Here is an 18,493-nt window from a genome sequence, read left to right as displayed (position 1 = left end):
CAAGTATTGACCCAGGCCGGTAATTGCCAGGGTTGGCGGCAACCTGTAGGGTCGCGTTTTTTCGCGCTGTTTCGAGATCGATCATGCAGGATGCAACCCTCCCCCGCCCGGCCCTGCTGGGCATTGACCTTGGCACCACCAACAGTTTGATCGCCGTCTGGCAGGACGGTCAGGCCCGATTGATCCCCAACGCCCTCGGCGAGGTACTGACCCCTTCGGTGGTCAGCCTCGATGAAGACGAGACCATTCTGGTCGGCAAAGCCGCACGCGCACGCCTGACGACCCACCCGGAACGAACAGCCGCCGCGTTCAAGCGATTCATGGGCAGCGACCGGCAGATCGAACTCGGCACCAAAACCTTCAGCCCCGAAGAGTTATCGGCACTGGTGCTGGGCTCACTCAAGCAGGACGCCGAAGCCTTTCTCGGCCACCCGGTGGCTGAAGCGGTGATTTCCGTGCCGGCGTATTTCAGTGACGAGCAACGCAAACGCACGCTGTTCGCCGCCGAACTGGCGGGCCTGAAGGTTTCCCGACTGATCAACGAGCCGACCGCCGCTGCAATGGCGTACGGGCTGCACGAGCAGAAATTCGAACGCACGCTGATCTTCGATCTGGGCGGCGGGACGTTCGATGTCACGGTGCTGGAATATGCGTTGCCGCTGATTGAAGTGCATGCGTCCACCGGCGACAACTTTTTGGGTGGGGAGGACTTTACCGCTGCACTGCTGAATGCCTGTCTGAAAAGCTGGCAACTGACCCCGTCGATGATTGATCCGCAAGGCATGGCCAGCCTGGGCGATGCCCTGGAACAACTCAAATGCAAACTCGGCGAAGGACCTCAATCGCTGAACTGGCGCCATGCCGACGAACTGTACGAATGGTCGCTGGATGAAGCCGCTGCCGTGAAGATCTGGGAACCGTTGCTGGCACGATTGCGCGCGCCGATCGAACAGGCCCTGCGCGATGCGCGCCTGAAACCACGGGATCTCGACAGTCTGGTGCTGGTCGGTGGGGCAACGCGGATGCCTGCGGTACAACAGTTGGTCGCCACACTGTTCGGACGCCTGCCCTACCGACATCTTGATCCCGACACCCTCGTTGCACTGGGTGCGGCCACGCAAGCGGCCTGCAAGGCGCGCGATGGTGCGATCGAAGAACTGATTCTGACCGATGTCTGCCCGTATACGCTGGGCATCGCAACCATGCGTGGCAAAGGCATCGACGGCGCCTTTTCACCGATCATCGAACGCAACACCATCATCCCGACGTCACGGGTCGAGCGCTACCACACAACCCATCCCCGGCAGGAGCTGCTGCGCATTGCCGTTTATCAGGGTGAGCGGCCGTGGGTACGTGACAACATCCTCATTGACGCTTTCGATGTCACCTTGACGCCCACCGATAACATTCAGGAGTTGGACGTACGCTTCAGTTACGACATCAACGGTTTACTCGAGGTCGACGTCACGCTGCTCCAGACCGGCGAACGCCACAGCCACAGCATCGACCGCAGTCCCACCGGGCTGAATGAACAAGCACGCAGAGACAGCCATAACCGTCTGTCGACGCTGAAGGTCCATCCACGCGACGCATTGCCCAACCGCACACTGCTGGCCCGTCTGGAGCGGGCATGGATGCAAAGTCTGGGCACGCAGCGCGAACACATTGCCGAGTGGCTGCACAACTTCACCACGGTACTCGGCGGACAGCAGCCGGCCGAGATCGCCAGCCACCGCTCAGAGCTCAACAAGGCGCTGGATCAACTGCGCCTCTAACCGTTGAGTCGCCGCAGAGCAGCCTGCAAACCACCGGACAGCATTTCACCACCGCCGCTGTCCGGTGGTGCCCCGTACTGGTTGGGCAACTTGTCACCGGGAAAGCCGAACAGCAGCAGCGGCAGGAAGGGCAAGACCGGCGACAAGGCCATGAATATCAGCAATGTGGGCAGGCCTCGTCCCATATCATGCAAACGGCGCAGAGTGGCACCGAATAACAGCAGAACACCCAGTAACAGGATCAGAATGCCAAAGAATGTGGTACCGCTGATCAATCCTGCCACCGGCGTAATCACCACCCCCCCCAGGACCTGGGCGATAAAAGCCTTGCGCCCCAGCCGCGACCCCAGGCGCCAGATCGCCCCTGCTGGCACCGGCTGAATATCACTTTTGGCCAACATCAAACGCTCCGACCAGGACAGCAAGGCACACAGCGCCAGGCGCAAGCCGATACTGTTCTTCACGTCATCCTTGCCCTGCTGCAATTGGCGCAGCACTCGCGTTTTCGGCACTCCGGCAGCGCCATAGCGAACCATGGCCTTGAGCGAATCGAGGGCTTCGTATGCCAACAGTTTGTCGACCCCAAAATCCGTCAACACCTTGCGCGGCGGCCACACCGGCTCGCCCTTGATCAAGCCGTCACGAAACCCTTCGAACCAGTCATCCTCGCAACTGACTGCCGCGATGGACTGCAGCAAGGCACGATGCTGCTCGGCGCTCAGGCTCGGGTCGTGATAGAGCACGCCCCAGAACATCAACAGCCCCAACAGATCGTCGCCACACGCAGCGCGGTCGCTCTCGATGCAGGTGTAAAGCAGGGTATTGGCAGGCAATCGGGCGCTGTCGAGTGCCTGCTGCACGCTGAACAATTGCTGCACCAACAAGCCGTGCACCGGATCATTGCCTTGCAGCCAGCCCAGTAAACCGTCGCAATTGCCTTGCTCGCGTTGCAACCGCCGCAACAGTGGCTGCAGTCGACTCAAAGGATGAGCCGGACTGAACGGCAGACGCTCCAGGCACTGCCCATCGATCATTGGCAGCCAGCGCTCCGGCTGATCCAGCAACGCCAGCAAAAACACGGTTTGAGCGTGCCACTCCCAGGCAGCCTCGCCCAGCCCCACCGGCGGCAACCCTATCCCGCGACGGCTCAACTGAAGGAGCAGATCGAGCTCGGACAAGTCACAGTCGTCTTTGACGGCGCCCAATTTGAACGCTTCTGCGATGCGCTCCAGGGCGGTGTCACTGTAGGGCCGCAAGCGACGCAGCCACAGACGACAGACCTTGTGCAGCTCGCCTGTTGTCAGTTCCTGCGGCAATTGCTGCGATATTGAATCCGCTTCGCTGAATACGCTCATAGCCTGCGCAATCGGCGCATTCTCCAACCAGCGCAGATGTTGTCCGGCCTGAACTTTGAACCCGCTCAACACCAGGCATTCAAGCGCATCGACCGGGAGCGGCTGATCCAGAATCCGCTGCAGCAAGACCGCATCACCGCGATGCAGCGCCCAGGCATGCCGGTACAGTTGCAGCAGCCTGCTGTCGGCATTCTCACCCAGCAGTTGGGCAAGCAACGGGAGCTCATCGCCTGTCATGCGCCAATCGACAAAACTTTGCGCCAGGCTATCGAGCTTCAACCGTCCAACACCCAACCAACGGTTCAGCGTCTCGGGGCGTTGTGACGGACTGCCGTATACCTGCGCGTCATCCCCGAGATCCGCAGGCCACTCGGAGAAATCGCCCAGACAATCGAACGCCTGAATCAGCAGAGGCAGAAAAGTCGGTTGCCGCTTGGCGCATAATTCCAGCAGACGACTTTCGGCCATCGGATGGCGGAACTCGTTCCACAGTCGGATCCAGCAAGGCAATGCCTGATCGTCCCGCCCCAGCAGACTGCTCTGACACGCCAACAGGTAAAGCCAGTCCACGTCATCAGGTGCCTCCAGCTGCTTTTCGACGCAGCACTGCAAAAATGTCGATGCACCGATGCCCGCCTGAGTGAACTGCACCAGCAAACGCTTGATGAACGCAGCATCATCCGGCAACGGCAGACAGGTGTGCTGACCGGCGAAGTCGGCAAACTCATGGAGTGGACGCTTGGCGAAAATGAAGTCAAGGCTGCGTGCGTACCAGAGTGTTTCGGTCTGCGCAGCCTCTGACCAAGCGCTCATCAGATCGGTATCGAACGGGTCAGGCGTTTCAATTCGTTGCAGAAAGGCTTCAACCCGCTGTGCGTCTTCGAATTCCAGATCCAGCAACTGCTGATCCCAGGCCATTCGCCTGGCCAACAAATTCGCGCAGCGGTAAGACAGCGGACCGGCGTCGGCCAGCCGGTGGTAGAGCCCCCAACTGAGTTCATCAAGCTGTTCCAGCGACAGCTCATCAAGCGCCCGGACAAATGCCTGCCATGCCCCGACATTGAACCGCCGCGCGGGATCGTCAAGTAATTCGCAGAAATCCACGAACGCCTGCGGGACCTCGACATCCTCCTGCCCTGAATCTTCAGTTTCTTCCTCGGGCGCTTCTTCCTCGCCTTCCCGCGCCAGACGCAACGCGTTTTCGTAGGCCATACGCAGCGCCTGAAAACCTTCCGGATCGGTTTCCGGATGATGCGACGGCAAACGTGCGCGGTAGGCATCACGAATCCGGGTTTCGTCGGAGGTGGGCTCGATGCCCAGGCGAATCCAGCAACTCATGACCAGTCGAACTCCTTGAGCGATGCCGGACGGGGTAACGCATCAATTTCCATGTGCCAGGGCAGGTCGGCCAGAAAGTGCGGGATGTTCTGGGCGAGGCCGCGGGTGATTCGCAGGTTATGAGCACTGTCCCCCTGCCGCTCCAACTCCCAGGCTAACTCGTCGTCGCTTGTGTTCAGGCAGCACCAAAAGCTGCGACCCACAACAAAGCCATTGAAGTAGGACATCCAGTTACCGTAGTGAAACTGCGCCCTGACGGCCAAACGACTGTGCAGCCAGTTGCTTTCGGCCAGATCAATCCACTGATTGCGCACCGCGCAACGTAGGAGAAATCCCATCCGCCCGTAGTCCCAGGACAAAATTCCTCCGGGACCACAACCGCCAAAAGTGCGACTGGCAAACTCATGCAGAACACGCTCGCGAGGGCTCAGCTCTTCGAGCAGGCGTTGCCATTCATTCGGCAGACAACGTTGCCACGCCGAATAGGCGCCACTCAGGTGCTTGGCATGTCCGTCGTCCGTCATCCATTGAAGCATGTCGAACAATTGTCGCCGGTCATCGATTCCCCAGCTGCCTTTCAGGTCGATATAGCGGTCGTCGCAGAAGGCAGGGTCGTCATACCCGGCGCCGGTGTTGAGCGCTGCCATTGGCGCAGAAAGGGCGCACAGCCAGCGCTGTTGAATATCGTCCATGAAAAAAGGCTCCAGGCCGACCGATAAGGATGGGGGTCGGCAAAACTGCGGCGGATTGTAGAGAAACCGCCGCTGGCGGCAAAGTCGAACAGCCATTTTCTTGCGCCCACAAAAAAGGCCCCGACGTATCGGGGCCTTCATTCAGCGGCTTATCGCCCGTTCAGACGATTTGTTTCTGCAAGTGACTCAGTGTTGCAGAGCCGGCTGCGCTCCGTTGATCGGGATGCGCTTGGCTTTCGCCTCTTCCGGGATCACGCGCAACAGGTCGATGCTCAACAGACCGTTGCTCAGGCCGGCGGCCTTGATCTCGATGTGATCGGCCAGACGGAAGGACAACTTGAATGCACGCTGGGCAATGCCCTGGTGCAGGAACGTGACGCCTTCGTTGGCATCACGCTTGCCGCCACTGATGGTCAGCACGCCTTTCTCGACTTGCAGTTCCAGGTCTTCTTCCTGGAAACCGGCCGCCGCCACGACGATGCGGTATTGATCGTCACCGTGTTTTTCCACGTTGTAAGGCGGATAGGTGCTGCCTGGCTCGTTGCGCAGAGCGGTTTCGAACAGGTCGTTGAAACGGTCGAAACCCACCGAAGAACGGAACAGTGGAGCGAGGGAAAATGCAGTACTCATGATTCAAATCTCCTGAAAACAATCAGCAAGTTTTTTTGTCTCCGCGACCCGAATTCGGCATCGCGTAACCCTTAGATAGGGACCTGCGTTTTGTTTTCAAGAGATCGTTTGAAGATTTTTTCAGGCGGCTTCAGCGACCGGCAAACCCAGCAAACGCGAGACCTGATCCGGCTCGGTCTCCCGGCGCAGCACGGTAAACAGCTCGACGGCTTCGGGATAATTGCGGGTCAACATGGCCAGCCATTGCTTCAAACGGCCCGGCGATTGGCGCGCGGTCATTTGAGCTTTGGCTTGCAGCCAGAAGTCCTGGATCAGCGGCATCAGTTCGGTCCAGGTCATCTCGACGACTTCCTCGCCGGCACGGGCAGCGGCGATCTGTTTGGCCAGATCCGGACGCGATACAAGACCGCGACCGAGCATGATGTCTTCTACGCCGCTGATTTCCCGGCAGCGGCGCCAGTCTTCGACGCTCCAGATGTCACCGTTGGCAAACACCGGCACCTTGACCACGTCCTGCACGCGCGGAATCCACTCCCAATGCGCCGGCGGCTTGTAGCCGTCGACCTTGGTCCGGGCGTGAACCACGATGTGCTCGGCACCGCCCTCGGCCAGCGCCGTGGCGCAGACCAGCGAGCCGTCGGGGCTGTCGAAACCCAGGCGCATCTTGGCGGTAACCGGAATGTGTGCAGGAACGGCACGACGCACGTGTTCGACGATCCGGTTGAGCAGTTCCGGCTCCTTGAGCAGCACCGCACCGCCACGGGATTTGTTGACCGTTTTTGCCGGACAACCGAAGTTCAGGTCGATCACTTCAGAACCGAGCTCGCAGGCCAGCGCCGCGTTTTCTGCCAGGCACACCGGATCGGATCCGAGCAATTGCACGCGCAGTGGCACGCCGGAAGCGGTGCGCGCACCGTTGAGCAGTTCAGGGCCGAACTTGTGGAAATAGGCCGGGGTCAGCAACTGATCGTTGACCCGAATGAACTCGGTCACGCACCAGTCAATACCGCCGACACGGGTCAGGACATCGCGCAGGATGTCGTCGACCAACCCTTCCATCGGCGCCAGAGCAATTTGCATGGGAAACACACACTCAAGGAAAAACGTGCGGCAGTTTACTGGGTTTCGCGGGTTAAACCCATGTCCGCCGTCTGTATGGCCGGGCCGTAGCCTTCGATGAACTCGGCGGGCATGCGCTTGGGCCTGCCGGTGGACAGTTCGATGCAGACGAAGGTGGTCTGGGCGCGCAGCAGCGTGGCGTTGTCGCTGGGGCGAATCAGCTGGAAGTGACGGGTCATTTTCAGGCGCTGATCCCAATCGACGATCCAGGTCGCCAGTTGCAGCTCGTCGCCTTCATAGGCGGCGGCCAGGTAATCGATTTCGTGGCGCACAACGGCCATCGCCCGATCCAGACGCCGGTACTCGACCAGATCCAGACCCAGACGCTGCGAGTGGCGCCAGGCGCAGCGCTCGAGCCAGGTCACGTAGACCGCGTTGTTGGCGTGGCCCAGCCCGTCGATGTCCTCGGCGCCCACTTGCAGATCAATGGTAAACGGCGTTGCCCGATCCCAGCCCATGCCCTACTCCCGGTCAAATGATTCAACCGGGGCAGTGTAACGGATGACTAGGCCGATTGCCGCGCCTGAAGGCTGCGCCCGGCCAGCAGTGATAACACGCCATCAATCACCCGAGGGTCGGCCAGTACGCGTTGATGGCCGCCGGCTTCCAGACGCAGCAAGCGACTGTCGAACCAGGATTCGTGGATCAGTTGGGATTCCTTGACCGAAACGAAAGTGTCGTCTTCGGCATGCACGATCAGGCCCGGTATATCCAGTTGATAGTGGGCGACATCGAGGGTGGCGGCGCGCATGCCGACGTCCTGTTCAACCTCGCGAATGAACGCGGAACGAGCTCTGGGTGGCATGCCGACGTAGCGGGCAAATCCGCGCAAAACACCAAGAATTCGCGCCGGAGCGGCAATGCTCACCAAGGTCTCGGTACGCAACCCCAGTTGCACAGCGAGCATGGCGCTGGCGCCGCCCATGGAGTGGCCGATGACCGCTTGCAGCGGTGGTAATTCGGCAGCGGCCTCAAGCATCGCACGAGCGAACAGCACGACATTGGCTTCACGCCCCGGCGAGCGGCCGTGGGCCGGACCATCAAGCGCGACTACGGTGTAGCCCGCTTCGACCAGCGCAGTGATCAATGCAGCAAACTGGGTGGGCCGCCCTTCCCAACCGTGCATCAGCAAGACAGTCGGGCCTTGCCCCCAACGCAGGGCCGAGAGACCGAAACGCAAGGTAATGCGCTCGGATTTGGCCAGCAGCGGCAGTTCCCAGTCCCGCGGTGCATTCGCGCGCGGCGTCATGAACGCCAGCCGCATTTTGCTCGCCACCAGTTTCGGTGCGAACCAGCCCAAGGTGCCATTAACGCCGCGAACCCACTTCAACGTGCTCATCGCTCTCTCCTCGGGCTTGTAGCCTTCAGGTCAACGCACCGCCGACTTGGCAGCACGCAGCAATCGATCGGATAAATCCCCAGGGCCCAACGCCCTTGAGAGCGCCAGACCACCTACCATCAAGGCCACGTCGGCCAACGCTTTATCGATGTCTTCAGGGCTTGAAGCCAACTGCGCAATCATCAGTTCCAGGTGCTCGTTCAGCGCTATGCGGAATTCTTCCGGCAGCCGCCCAAGCTCGCCGATGGAGGCCGGAATCGGGCAGGCCGAATCGCTGGAATCGCGATGCTTGCGCGACAGATAGAACGCAGCCACAAGGGCGCGGCGCTCTTCACCGGTCAGCTCGCTGTCCATGTCGGCAATCAGGTCGCGACGGCGACCGAGCAATTGCTTGAACGCCTCAAGCATCATTGCGTCCTTGCTTTCGAAGTGGGCGTAGAAGCCACCGACGGTCAGGCCGGCTGCACCCATCACTTCGCCCACGCTCGGTTCAGCCGGGCCGCGCTGGATCAGTGCAGCGCTGGCGGCCTTGAGAATGCGTTCGCGGGTTTGAGCTTTCTTGTCGTTCATCGTCGCCTCCGAATATTACGATAGCAATATTATTCTCATAATAATATTCCGCAAGTCACAAGCGTGACCGCTGGTCTGAAGCACAGTGTTAAGGAAAAAGAGGATTTGGCCAAACGCCAGACAAACAAAAGGGCCATTCAATAATTGAATGACCCTTATAAAATCCCGCAGAGCGGGTAATCGTGGCGTCCCCTAGGGGACTCGAACCCCTGTTACCGCCGTGAAAGGGCGGTGTCCTAGGCCACTAGACGAAGGGGACACAAACCTTCTATACAAATGATCAGCGCTGAGTACTGATCGATTCAAGGCCGGTGTGGCCAGACCTTGAACTGTAAATTGGTGGAGCTAAGCGGGATCGAACCGCTGACCTCCTGCATGCCATGCAGGCGCTCTCCCAGCTGAGCTATAGCCCCGGATTTTTCGCCTCTCGGCGGAGCGACATCTTGCAACATCGCTTCTGTAAAACTGGCGTCCCCTAGGGGACTCGAACCCCTGTTACCGCCGTGAAAGGGCGGTGTCCTAGGCCACTAGACGAAGGGGACGCAAACCCTTCTATACAACTGATCAACGCTGAGTGTTGATCGCTTCGAAGCCGGTGTGGCCAGGCTTCGAAGTGTAAATTGGTGGAGCTAGACGGGATCGAACCGTCGACCTCTTGCATGCCATGCAAGCGCTCTCCCAGCTGAGCTATAGCCCCTCATCGTTGATGTCATCGCTGAGGACGGGGCGAATCTTAAGGGCGTATCGAAAGGCTGTCAAACTTATTTTTGAAAAAATTCAAAATTTTTTGTCGGCATTACAATCACTTACCGCCCTCCCCCGTAAATTCGGGGGAAAACACCGAAGGACAGGATCAAAAGATCCTGACCTTCGGTGCGTCCTGCAGAGTCAAACGCAATCAGGCGATGGCGCCCAACAGCTTTTCCCACTCTTTGTTTTCTTTCTTCGACACACCGCCCAGCAGGTCAATCGCCTGGCGCAGACGGAAACGGGTCAGGTCCGGCCCGAGGATTTCCATCGCATCGAGCACCGACACCGAACTCGCCTGCCCGGTGATCGCGGCAAACATCAGCGGCATTGCATCACGCAGCTTCAGCTCGAGGGATTCGACCACCGCCTGAATCGTCGCGGTGATGCTGTCCTTCTCCCACTGACGCAGGCTCTCAAGCTTCCACAGGATCAACTGCATCAGTTGACGAACCTGATCGCCCGAGAGCTTTTTCGATTCGAACAGCTTGGCATCCGGGTTCACGCCACCGGAGAAGAAGAACCCGGCCAGCGGTGCAACCTGGCTGAAGGTTTCGACACGGCCCTGAACGTGCGGCGCGATCTTCATCATGTATTCGGAATTGAACGCCCACTTCTGCACGCGAGCGGCGAACTCTTCCACCGGCAGATCACGCAGCCACTGGCCGTTGAGCCACGACAGTTTCTCGATGTCGAAGATCGGACCGCCCAGCGACACACGCTTGAGGTCAAAGTTGTCGACCATTTCCTGCAGCGAGAACTTCTCGCGCTCGTCCGGCATCGACCAGCCCATGCGGCCCAGGTAGTTGAGCATCGCCTCAGGCATGAAGCCCATGCGCTCGTAGAACGTCACCGAAGTCGGGTTTTTGCGTTTGGACAGCTTGCTCTTGTCCGGGTTGCGCAGCAGCGGCATGTAGCACAGCTCCGGTTGTTCCCAGCCGAAGTACTCGTAGAGCAGGATCAGTTTAGGCGCCGATGGCAGCCATTCTTCACCGCGCAGCACGTGGGTGATACCCATCAGGTGATCGTCAACCACGTTGGCCAGGAAGTACGTCGGCAGACCGTCGGTCTTCATCAGCACTTGCATGTCCATGCGATCCCACGGGATCTCGACGTCGCCACGCAGCATGTCCGGAACCACGCAGACGCCTTCGCTCGGCACCTTCATGCGGATCACGTGCGGCTCGCCGGCAGCCAGGCGACGGGCGACTTCTTCCTTGGACAGCAACAGCGCACGGCCGTCGTAACGCGGGGTTTCGCCGCGTGCCATTTGCTCGGCGCGCATCTGGTCCAGCTCTTCGGCGGTGCAGAAGCACGGGAAGGCGTGGCCCATGTCGACCAGTTGCTGGCAATACTTCCGGTAGATATCGCCGCGCTCGCTCTGACGGTACGGGCCGTGCGGGCCGCCAACGTCCGGGCCTTCGCTCCAGTCGATGCCCAGCCAGCGCAGGGCGTCGAAGATCTGCTGTTCGGACTCGCGGGTCGAACGCAACTGATCGGTGTCTTCGATCCGCAGGATGAACTCACCGCCGTGCTGCTTGGCAAAGCAGTAGTTGAACAGTGCGATGTAAGCGGTACCTACGTGGGGATCCCCGGTAGGCGATGGCGCGATGCGAGTGCGGACGGTGGTCATGGCATGTCTCGAAAAGAATGAAAAGCAAAGAACGATCAAGCGGCGAATGGTAACAGGCGACACCCGCCCCGCTCCAGCGGGCAGGGCATTTAAGCCAAGGTTGCGTCTGGAACGCCCGTTGGCCGTGGTGAATGGCCGAATATCAACAGACAGCATTTACCGCTCATCGGCTGTATGCCAGATTCGCCTGCTGATAACTTTCCTTACAATTCCTCGACTACAGTTTGCCCATGCCTGCCCAACTCAAGCGTCGCCTGTTCATTTTCCTGTTGCTGGTCCTGTTGATTGCCGGGGGCTTTTTCGCTCATTGGTTTTTCAAGGGACGCTTTTATGAAAGCACCGACAACGCCTATGTCCAGGGTGAAATCACCCGCGTGTCGAGCCAGTTGAGCGCACGCATCGACGAAGTCCTGGTGCAGGACAATCAGCACGTGGAAAAAGGCCAGTTGCTGATCCGTCTCGAAGGCGATGACTTCCGCCTCGCCGTCGATCGCGCCAACGCCGCCCTCGCCACCCGCGAGGCCGAACGCCTGCAAGCTCAGAGCAAACTGACCCAGCAAGCCAGCCTGATCGCCGCCAGCGACGCGCAAGTAGCCACGACCCAGGCGACGCTCGGCCGTTCGCAGGTGGATTTGTCGCGGGCAGAAACCCTGCGCAAACCCGGCTACGTTTCCGAGGAGCGGGTCACCACCCTCTCCGCCGACGCCCGCATCGCTCGCTCGCAAGTGGCCAAGGCCCAGGCCGATGCCCAAAGCCAGCGCCAGCAGGTCAACGCACTGACCGCCGAAATCAAACGCCTCGACGCGCAGATCGCCAACGCCCGCGCCGACCTCGCCCAGGCCGAACTGAACCTGACCCGCAGCGAAATCCACGCGCCGATCAGCGGCCTGATCGGCCAGCGTGCCGCGCGCAATGGTCAAGTGGTACAGGCCGGCGCGTATCTTTTGTCGATCGTTCCGGACGAGGACATCTGGGTGCAGGCCAACTTCAAGGAAACCCAGATCGGCCACATGCAGCCGGGCCAGAAGGCCGAACTGCTCTTCGACGCCTATGGTGATACGCCGATAGAAGCCCGGGTCGACAGCCTGTTCGCCGCCTCTGGCGCGCAGTTCAGCCTGTTGCCGCCGGACAACGCCACCGGCAACTTCACCAAGGTCGTGCAGCGGATTCCGGTCAAGCTGACCTTCAAGGCCGATAACCCGCTGCACGGCAAGATCCGTCCGGGCATGTCCGTCACCGCCACCGTGAACATCAAAGACGCCCCGGACAATGGCCGGTGATTCACTGATCCGCCCGGTCGGCGAACCGACCCGGCGGGACTGGATCGCGGTGATGAGCGTGATGCTCGGCGCCTTCATGGCGGTGCTCGACATCCAGATCACCAACTCCTCGCTCAAGGACATTCAGGGCGCCCTGTCGGCGACGCTGGAAGAAGGCTCGTGGATCTCGACGTCTTATCTGGTGGCGGAAATCATCATGATTCCGCTGACCGCCTGGCTGGTGCAGTTGTTGTCGGCCCGTCGGCTGGCGGTGTGGGTGTCGCTGGGATTTCTGATTTCGTCGCTGTTGTGCTCGATGGCCTGGAGCCTGGAGAGCATGATCGTGTTTCGCGCCATGCAGGGATTCACCGGCGGCGCGCTGATCCCGCTGGCGTTCACCCTGACTCTGATCAAACTCCCCGAACACCACCGGGCCAAAGGCATGGCGATGTTCGCCATGACCGCCACCTTCGCCCCGTCCATCGGCCCGACCCTCGGCGGCTGGCTCACGGAAAACTGGGGCTGGGAGTACATCTTCTATATCAACATCCCGCCGGGGCTGATCATGATCGCCGGGCTGATGTACGGGCTGGAGAAGAAAGAAGCGCATTGGGAACTGCTGAAAAGCACCGATTACACCGGCATTCTCACGCTGGGCATCGGCCTCGGTTGCCTGCAGGTTTTTCTTGAGGAAGGCCATCGCAAGGACTGGCTGGAATCGAGCCTGATCGTGACGCTGGGCAGCATCGCCCTGCTGAGCCTGATCACCTTCGTGATCGTGCAGATTTCCAAGCCCAACCCGCTGATCAACCTCGGCATCCTGCGCAATCGCAATTTTGGGCTGTCGAGTATTTCCAGCCTCGGCATGGGCGTCGGGCTGTACGGTTCGATCTATCTGCTGCCGCTGTATCTGGCGCAGATCCAGAACTACAACGCCTTGCAGATCGGCGAAGTGATCATGTGGATGGGCGTGCCGCAGCTGTTTCTGATTCCACTGGTGCCGAAGCTGATGAAGTTCGTCTCGCCGAAATGGCTGTGTACGATCGGTTTCGGCCTGTTCGGGCTGGCGAGTTTTTCATCCGGGGTGCTCAACCCTGATTTCGCCGGGCCGCAGTTCAACCAGATCCAGATTATCCGCGCCTTGGGTCAGCCGCTGATCATGGTGACCATTTCGCTGATCGCCACGGCGTACATCCTGCCGCAGGACGCGGGTTCGGCGTCGAGCCTGTTCAACATCCTGCGCAACCTCGGCGGCGCCATCGGCATCGCCCTGCTCGCCACACTGCTGGACGCGCGCACCAAGACCTACTTCGATTACCTGCGCGAAGCGGTGGTGCCGACCAATCCGCAGGTGGCCGAACGCCTGGCGTCGATGACCGATCGGTTCGGCAGTGACACGGCGGCGTTGGGCAAGTTGAGCGAAATTGTCCATCAGCAGGCGCTGATCATGGCCTACAACGATGCGTTTCACTTTGTCGGGATTGCGCTGGGGATCAGCATGCTGGCGATTTTGCTGACCAAGAAACTGCCCGCCGGACTGAAGGCCGGCGAGGCGCATTAACCTTGAGCGGACGCAGAGCGTCCAGGGCTGCATTCCCACGCAGAGCGTGGGAACGATCAGTCAGACAGCCAACAGCCGCTCACGCAGCTTGGCAATTTCGTCGCGCATCTGCGCTGCCGCTTCGAATTCCAGGTCGCGGGCCAGTTGGTACATCTTCTCTTCCAGTTGGCGAATGCGTTTGGTGATCTCGCTCGGCGAGCGCAATTCGGCTTCGTACTTGGCGTTCTCTTCGGCGGCCTTGGCCATGCCCTTGCGCTTCTTGCTGCGCGAACCGGGCACGGTGGCGCCTTCCATGATGTCGGCGACGTCCTTGAACACGCCCTTCGGCGTGATGCCGTTGGCCAGGTTGAAGGCGATCTGCTTGTCGCGACGACGCTCGGTTTCACCAATAGCCCTCTCCATCGAACCAGTAATGCGGTCCGCGTAGAGAATCGCCCGGCCATTGAGGTTCCGCGCCGCGCGGCCGATGGTCTGGATCAGCGAACGCTCGGAACGCAGGAAACCCTCCTTGTCCGCGTCGAGAATCGCCACCAGCGATACTTCGGGCATGTCCAGACCTTCACGCAGCAGGTTGATCCCCACCAGCACATCAAAAGTACCCAGACGCAGGTCGCGGATGATTTCGACCCGCTCGACGGTGTCGATGTCCGAGTGCAGATAACGCACGCGCACGCCGTGATCGGCCAGGTAATCGGTCAAGTCTTCAGCCATGCGTTTGGTCAGCGTGGTGACCAGCACTCGCTCCTCCACCGCAACACGTTTGGTGATTTCCGACAATAGATCGTCGACCTGAGTCAGCGCCGGGCGTACTTCAACCTGCGGGTCGACCAGACCGGTGGGGCGCACCACTTGCTCGATCACCCGACCTGCGTGTTCGGCTTCGTAGTTGCCGGGCGTGGCCGAGACGAAAATCGTCTGTGGGCTCACCGCTTCCCACTCGTCGAAGCGCATCGGCCGGTTGTCCAGCGCCGACGGCAGGCGGAAGCCATACTCCACGAGAGTTTCCTTACGCGAACGGTCGCCCTTATACATCGCGCCGACTTGCGGCACGCTGACGTGGGATTCGTCGATCACCAGCAAGGCGTCGGCCGGCAGGTAATCGTAGAGCGTTGGCGGCGCAGCGCCGGCCGGACGACCCGACAGATAGCGCGAGTAGTTTTCGATGCCGTTGCAGTAGCCGAGCTCGAGGATCATCTCCAGGTCGAACCGGGTGCGCTGCTCAAGACGCTGGGCTTCCACCAATTTGTTGTTGTTGCGCAGATACTCGAGGCGCTCCTGCAACTCGACCTTGATCCCTTCGATGGCGTCGAGCAGGGTTTCCCGCGGCGTCACGTAGTGGCTCTTCGGATAGAAGGTGAAGCGCGGCAGCTTGCGGATGACTTCACCGGTCAGCGGGTCGAACGCGGAAATGCTTTCCACCTCGTCATCGAACAACTCGATGCGGATCGCTTCCAGGTCGGATTCCGCCGGGTAGATGTCGATCACATCGCCGCGCACCCGGAAGGTCGCACGGGCGAAATCCATGTCATTGCGGGTGTATTGCAGGTCGGCCAGGCGCCGCACCAGCGCACGCTGGTCGAGCTTGTCGCCGCGATCGACATGCAAGACCATTTTCAAATAGGTTTCCGGGCTGCCCAGACCGTAGATGCACGACACCGTGGTGACGATGATCGCGTCCTTGCGCTCGAGCAATGCCTTGGTCGCTGACAGACGCATCTGCTCGATGTGGTCGTTGATCGACGCATCCTTCTCGATGAAGGTGTCGGACGACGGCACATAGGCTTCGGGCTGGTAGTAGTCGTAGTAGGAAACGAAGTACTCGACAGCGTTGTTCGGGAAGAACGACTTGAACTCGCCGTACAACTGCGCGGCCAGGGTCTTGTTCGGCGCCAGAACCAGGGTCGGACGCTGCACCTGGGCGATCACGTTGGCGATGCTGAAGGTCTTGCCCGACCCGGTCACCCCGAGCAGCGTCTGGTGCGACAGCCCGGCTTCGATGCCTTCGACCATCAGGCGAATGGCTTCAGGCTGATCGCCGGCAGGGTCGAAACGGGTGACGAGCTGGAATTCAGACATAAACACCTCTGGAATCGCGATGCGGCGGGTAACCGCAGCACCACGAGAAAGACCGCAAACGACCGATGTCGCGCAAGGAAAAACGAAGATTGTGCTGAATGTGGAGCCGATTGCCTCGCCTTTCAAGGCAAACGTCCTACATCCGGTAAAGTCTCTGACAGGTTCATTCGACTAACGGTCGAGAAATAATCGGAAAAACTTACCTTAAAAGCCGATTCGCCTGTCGCCATTGATCGATGATGGCCTCTATACTAGCTCCCCGTTTGTGCACCGCTCTAGTGCATTCGGCTGGAGCGCCACACGTCCCTCCACTCTCCAATAGAGCTGCCGTAAAAATGAGCCTGTTCTCCGCTGTCGAAATGGCACCCCGCGATCCAATCCTGGGCCTCAACGAAGCATTCAACGCCGATACCCGGACCAATAAGGTCAACCTCGGGGTAGGTGTGTACTGCAACGAAGAGGGGCGAATTCCACTCCTGCGCGCCGTCATCGAAGCCGAAACCATTCGCGCCGCTCAGCACGCCTCGCGCGGCTACCTGCCAATCGACGGCATCGCGGCCTACGACCAGGCCGTGCAAAAGCTGCTGTTCGGCAATGATTCGCCACTGCTTGCAGCTGGCCGCGTTGTCACCACTCAGGCCGTCGGCGGTACCGGCGCACTGAAAATCGGTGCCGACTTCCTCAAGCAATTGCTGCCCAATGCCGTCGTGGCCATCAGCGACCCGAGCTGGGAAAACCACCGCGCGCTGTTCGAAACCGCCGGTTTCCCGGTGCAGAACTACCGCTACTACGACGCCGCCACCCACGACGTGAACCGTGCCGGCCTGCTGGAAGACCTCAACGCCCTGCCGAACGGCTCGATCGTCGTGCTGCACGCCTGCTGCCACAACCCGACCGGCGTCGACCTGAGCCCGGCGGACTGGAACAACGTGCTGGAAGCGGTCAAGACCAAAGGTCACGTGCCGTTCCTCGATATGGCTTACCAGGGTTTCGGTGACGGCATCGCCGAAGACGCCGCTGCCGTGCGTCTGTTTGCTGAATCCGCCCTGACCTTCTTCGTCTCGAGCTCGTTCTCCAAGTCGTTCTCGCTGTATGGCGAGCGTGTCGGTGCACTGTCGATCATCAGCGAATCGAAAGAAGAAAGCGCCCGCGTCCTGTCGCAAGTCAAACGCGTGATCCGCACCAACTACTCCAACCCGCCGACCCACGGTGCAAGCATCGTCGCCGCCGTGCTGAACAGCCCGGAACTGCGCGCTCAGTGGGAAGCCGAACTGGCTGAAATGCGCCTGCGCATTCGCGGTATGCGCGAGCAGATGGTTGCTCTGCTGGCCAAGAAAGCCCCGCAGCGTGACTTCAGCTTCGTCGGTCGTCAGCGCGGCATGTTCTCCTACTCCGGCCTGACCACCGAACAGGTTCACCGCCTGCGCAACGAGTTCGGCATCTACGCCCTGGACACCGGCCGCATTTGCGTCGCTGCGCTGAACCAGAGCAACATCGAAGCCGTGACAGACGCCATCGTTCAGGTCATCTGACCCGACGCGGCACTAAAAACGGGAAGCTTTCGGGCTTCCCGTTTTTTATTTGTCTAAAGAAAAACCGATACACCCTCTAGACTGCACCCAAACGATATTTCAGAGAGACGACATGAAAAACGATGACCTGCGCGCCGACCGCGACGATCTGGATGACTTCATCCCCCGCGCCCCGGCCAAACGCGGCAACAACCTGGTGCTGCAAGTCGCGGCCGGGGTGTTTCTCGGCGGGCTGGCGCTGTGGCTGGTGCAACTGGGCGCAACGATGCTGTACGCCAAACTGATGCTCGGCACCTTCACGTTCGGCGGTTAAGCCAGTTCCGCTGCACGCTGAGTCGCCGCATCGTCATAAACGACGTAGAGCGATTCGGCGATCTGGCTCTTGATGGCCTTGGTGCTTTCCAGACCGAGGACAAAACCTTCGGCCTTGCCGCCTGCACGGTTCAGCTCTTCAGCCGTGGCGGCCTGAGTGATCGCGTCGAAAAGCTTTTCGGCGTGTGGACCAACGCCTTTGGGCAGGCTGATTTGTGCGGTGCTCATGCGAACACCTCGACAGGACGATGGGTGAGGATGGGGCTATTCATGGCGCGTACCTTTTCGGCGAATGGCCGGCAGCGTGTGACCACTTCCGGGCGGCCATGGTAGACCTCTGCTACGGTTCTGGTAACCGCCAATCGCCGATAAACCGCCGCCCGTCCTGACCTTTCCAACAAATTTACATCTCGCGCTTGACTAGTCTTTTTAAATCAGTAACATACGCACCAATTCCGCAATAGCTCAGTTGGTAGAGCAAGTGACTGTTAATCACTGGGTCCCTGGTTCGAGTCCAGGTTGTGGAGCCAAATACAGAGCCCCTGAATCGAAAGA

At 60.0% G+C, this 18,493-nt stretch carries 15 protein-coding genes and 5 tRNA genes; 6 read left to right on the top strand and 14 right to left on the bottom strand.

The annotated features are described in order from the left end of the window. The first annotated feature begins 83 nt into the window (after positions 1–83). Entirely contained in the window at positions 84–1,775 is a 1,692-nt protein-coding gene (locus tag EIY71_RS04710) for a molecular chaperone HscC (RefSeq protein WP_134020719.1), read from the top strand. Here EIY71_RS04710 and EIY71_RS04705 read toward each other — a convergent pair. The 12 genes from EIY71_RS04705 to gltX form a co-directional block, all read right to left on the bottom strand. After that, positions 1,772–4,468: a J domain-containing protein gene (locus EIY71_RS04705; RefSeq protein ID WP_134020716.1), complete on the bottom strand. Its 2,697-nt coding sequence runs from the start codon at positions 4,466–4,468 to the stop codon at positions 1,772–1,774. The genes EIY71_RS04710 and EIY71_RS04705 overlap by 4 nt on opposite strands. Next, on the bottom strand, positions 4,465–5,160 hold the full coding sequence (locus tag EIY71_RS04700; protein WP_102687002.1) for a DUF1266 domain-containing protein: 696 nt from the start codon (positions 5,158–5,160) through the stop codon (positions 4,465–4,467). The genes EIY71_RS04705 and EIY71_RS04700 overlap by 4 nt, the downstream gene beginning before the upstream one ends. A gap of 186 nt (positions 5,161–5,346) precedes the next feature. Further along, positions 5,347–5,790 (bottom strand): Hsp20 family protein, encoded by a 444-nt coding sequence (locus EIY71_RS04695; protein ID WP_011333344.1) that lies wholly within the window; start codon positions 5,788–5,790, stop codon positions 5,347–5,349. A gap of 120 nt (positions 5,791–5,910) precedes the next feature. After that, the gene (locus EIY71_RS04690; RefSeq protein ID WP_129974179.1) at positions 5,911–6,870 is read right to left on the bottom strand and encodes a tRNA-dihydrouridine synthase; all 960 of its coding nucleotides are present in this window, start codon (positions 6,868–6,870) and stop codon (positions 5,911–5,913) included. A gap of 35 nt (positions 6,871–6,905) precedes the next feature. Then, the gene (locus EIY71_RS04685) at positions 6,906–7,367 is read right to left on the bottom strand and encodes a thioesterase family protein (protein ID WP_011333342.1); all 462 of its coding nucleotides are present in this window, start codon (positions 7,365–7,367) and stop codon (positions 6,906–6,908) included. 47 nt (positions 7,368–7,414) lie between these two features. Continuing rightward, a complete protein-coding gene (locus EIY71_RS04680; RefSeq protein WP_102687000.1) occupies positions 7,415–8,248 on the bottom strand; it encodes an alpha/beta fold hydrolase in 834 nt (277 codons plus the stop codon). A gap of 30 nt (positions 8,249–8,278) precedes the next feature. After that, positions 8,279–8,818 (bottom strand): TetR/AcrR family transcriptional regulator, encoded by a 540-nt coding sequence (locus tag EIY71_RS04675; protein WP_007956432.1) that lies wholly within the window; start codon positions 8,816–8,818, stop codon positions 8,279–8,281. A 183-nt stretch (positions 8,819–9,001) separates the two neighbouring features. Then, a tRNA-Glu gene (locus EIY71_RS04670) sits at positions 9,002–9,077 on the bottom strand. A 78-nt stretch (positions 9,078–9,155) separates the two neighbouring features. After that, a tRNA-Ala gene (locus EIY71_RS04665) sits at positions 9,156–9,231 on the bottom strand. Positions 9,232–9,284: 53 nt separating this feature from the next. Beyond that, positions 9,285–9,360: transfer RNA gene (locus EIY71_RS04660), tRNA-Glu, on the bottom strand. A 79-nt stretch (positions 9,361–9,439) separates the two neighbouring features. Further along, positions 9,440–9,515, bottom strand: a tRNA-Ala gene (locus EIY71_RS04655). A 201-nt stretch (positions 9,516–9,716) separates the two neighbouring features. Then, positions 9,717–11,198: a glutamate--tRNA ligase gene (gene gltX, locus EIY71_RS04650; RefSeq protein ID WP_134020713.1), complete on the bottom strand. Its 1,482-nt coding sequence runs from the start codon at positions 11,196–11,198 to the stop codon at positions 9,717–9,719. A gap of 230 nt (positions 11,199–11,428) precedes the next feature. Between gltX and EIY71_RS04645 the strand changes: the two genes are divergently transcribed. Together EIY71_RS04645 and EIY71_RS04640 are read left to right on the top strand one after the other, a co-directional pair. Next, positions 11,429–12,478: an HlyD family secretion protein gene (locus EIY71_RS04645; RefSeq protein WP_134020710.1), complete on the top strand. Its 1,050-nt coding sequence runs from the start codon at positions 11,429–11,431 to the stop codon at positions 12,476–12,478. 49 nt (positions 12,479–12,527) lie between these two features. Then, the gene (locus tag EIY71_RS04640) at positions 12,528–14,018 is read left to right on the top strand and encodes an MDR family MFS transporter (protein ID WP_170844900.1); all 1,491 of its coding nucleotides are present in this window, start codon (positions 12,528–12,530) and stop codon (positions 14,016–14,018) included. Between the two features lie 60 nt (positions 14,019–14,078). On the opposite strand, the gene uvrB is transcribed toward EIY71_RS04640, so the two are convergent. Further along, positions 14,079–16,094, bottom strand: coding sequence for an excinuclease ABC subunit UvrB (gene uvrB, locus EIY71_RS04635; RefSeq protein WP_129973129.1), 2,016 nt, complete (start codon positions 16,092–16,094; stop codon positions 14,079–14,081). A 335-nt stretch (positions 16,095–16,429) separates the two neighbouring features. Here uvrB and EIY71_RS04630 point away from each other — a divergent pair, with 335 nt between their 5' ends. Together EIY71_RS04630 and EIY71_RS04625 are read left to right on the top strand one after the other, a co-directional pair. After that, positions 16,430–17,626, top strand: a complete 1,197-nt coding sequence (locus EIY71_RS04630; protein WP_134020707.1) for an amino acid aminotransferase — start codon at positions 16,430–16,432, stop codon at positions 17,624–17,626. A gap of 112 nt (positions 17,627–17,738) precedes the next feature. Then, positions 17,739–17,939 (top strand): hypothetical protein, encoded by a 201-nt coding sequence (locus EIY71_RS04625; protein ID WP_007956421.1) that lies wholly within the window; start codon positions 17,739–17,741, stop codon positions 17,937–17,939. On the opposite strand, the gene EIY71_RS04620 is transcribed toward EIY71_RS04625, so the two are convergent. Next, positions 17,936–18,166: a hypothetical protein gene (locus tag EIY71_RS04620; RefSeq protein WP_011333336.1), complete on the bottom strand. Its 231-nt coding sequence runs from the start codon at positions 18,164–18,166 to the stop codon at positions 17,936–17,938. The genes EIY71_RS04625 and EIY71_RS04620 overlap by 4 nt on opposite strands. Before the next feature lie 226 nt (positions 18,167–18,392). On the opposite strand from EIY71_RS04620, the gene EIY71_RS04615 reads away from it, so the two are divergent. Next, positions 18,393–18,468: transfer RNA gene (locus EIY71_RS04615), tRNA-Asn, on the top strand. Positions 18,469–18,493: the final 25 nt, after the last annotated feature.

Source organism: Pseudomonas sp. CH235 (assembly GCF_004368175.1).
In the GTDB taxonomy this organism is placed as follows: Bacteria; Pseudomonadota; Gammaproteobacteria; order Pseudomonadales; family Pseudomonadaceae; genus Aquipseudomonas; species Aquipseudomonas paraglycinae.
The sequence above is the reverse complement of the archived record's forward strand: the minus strand, read 5'-3'. Positions and strand labels throughout refer to the sequence as shown.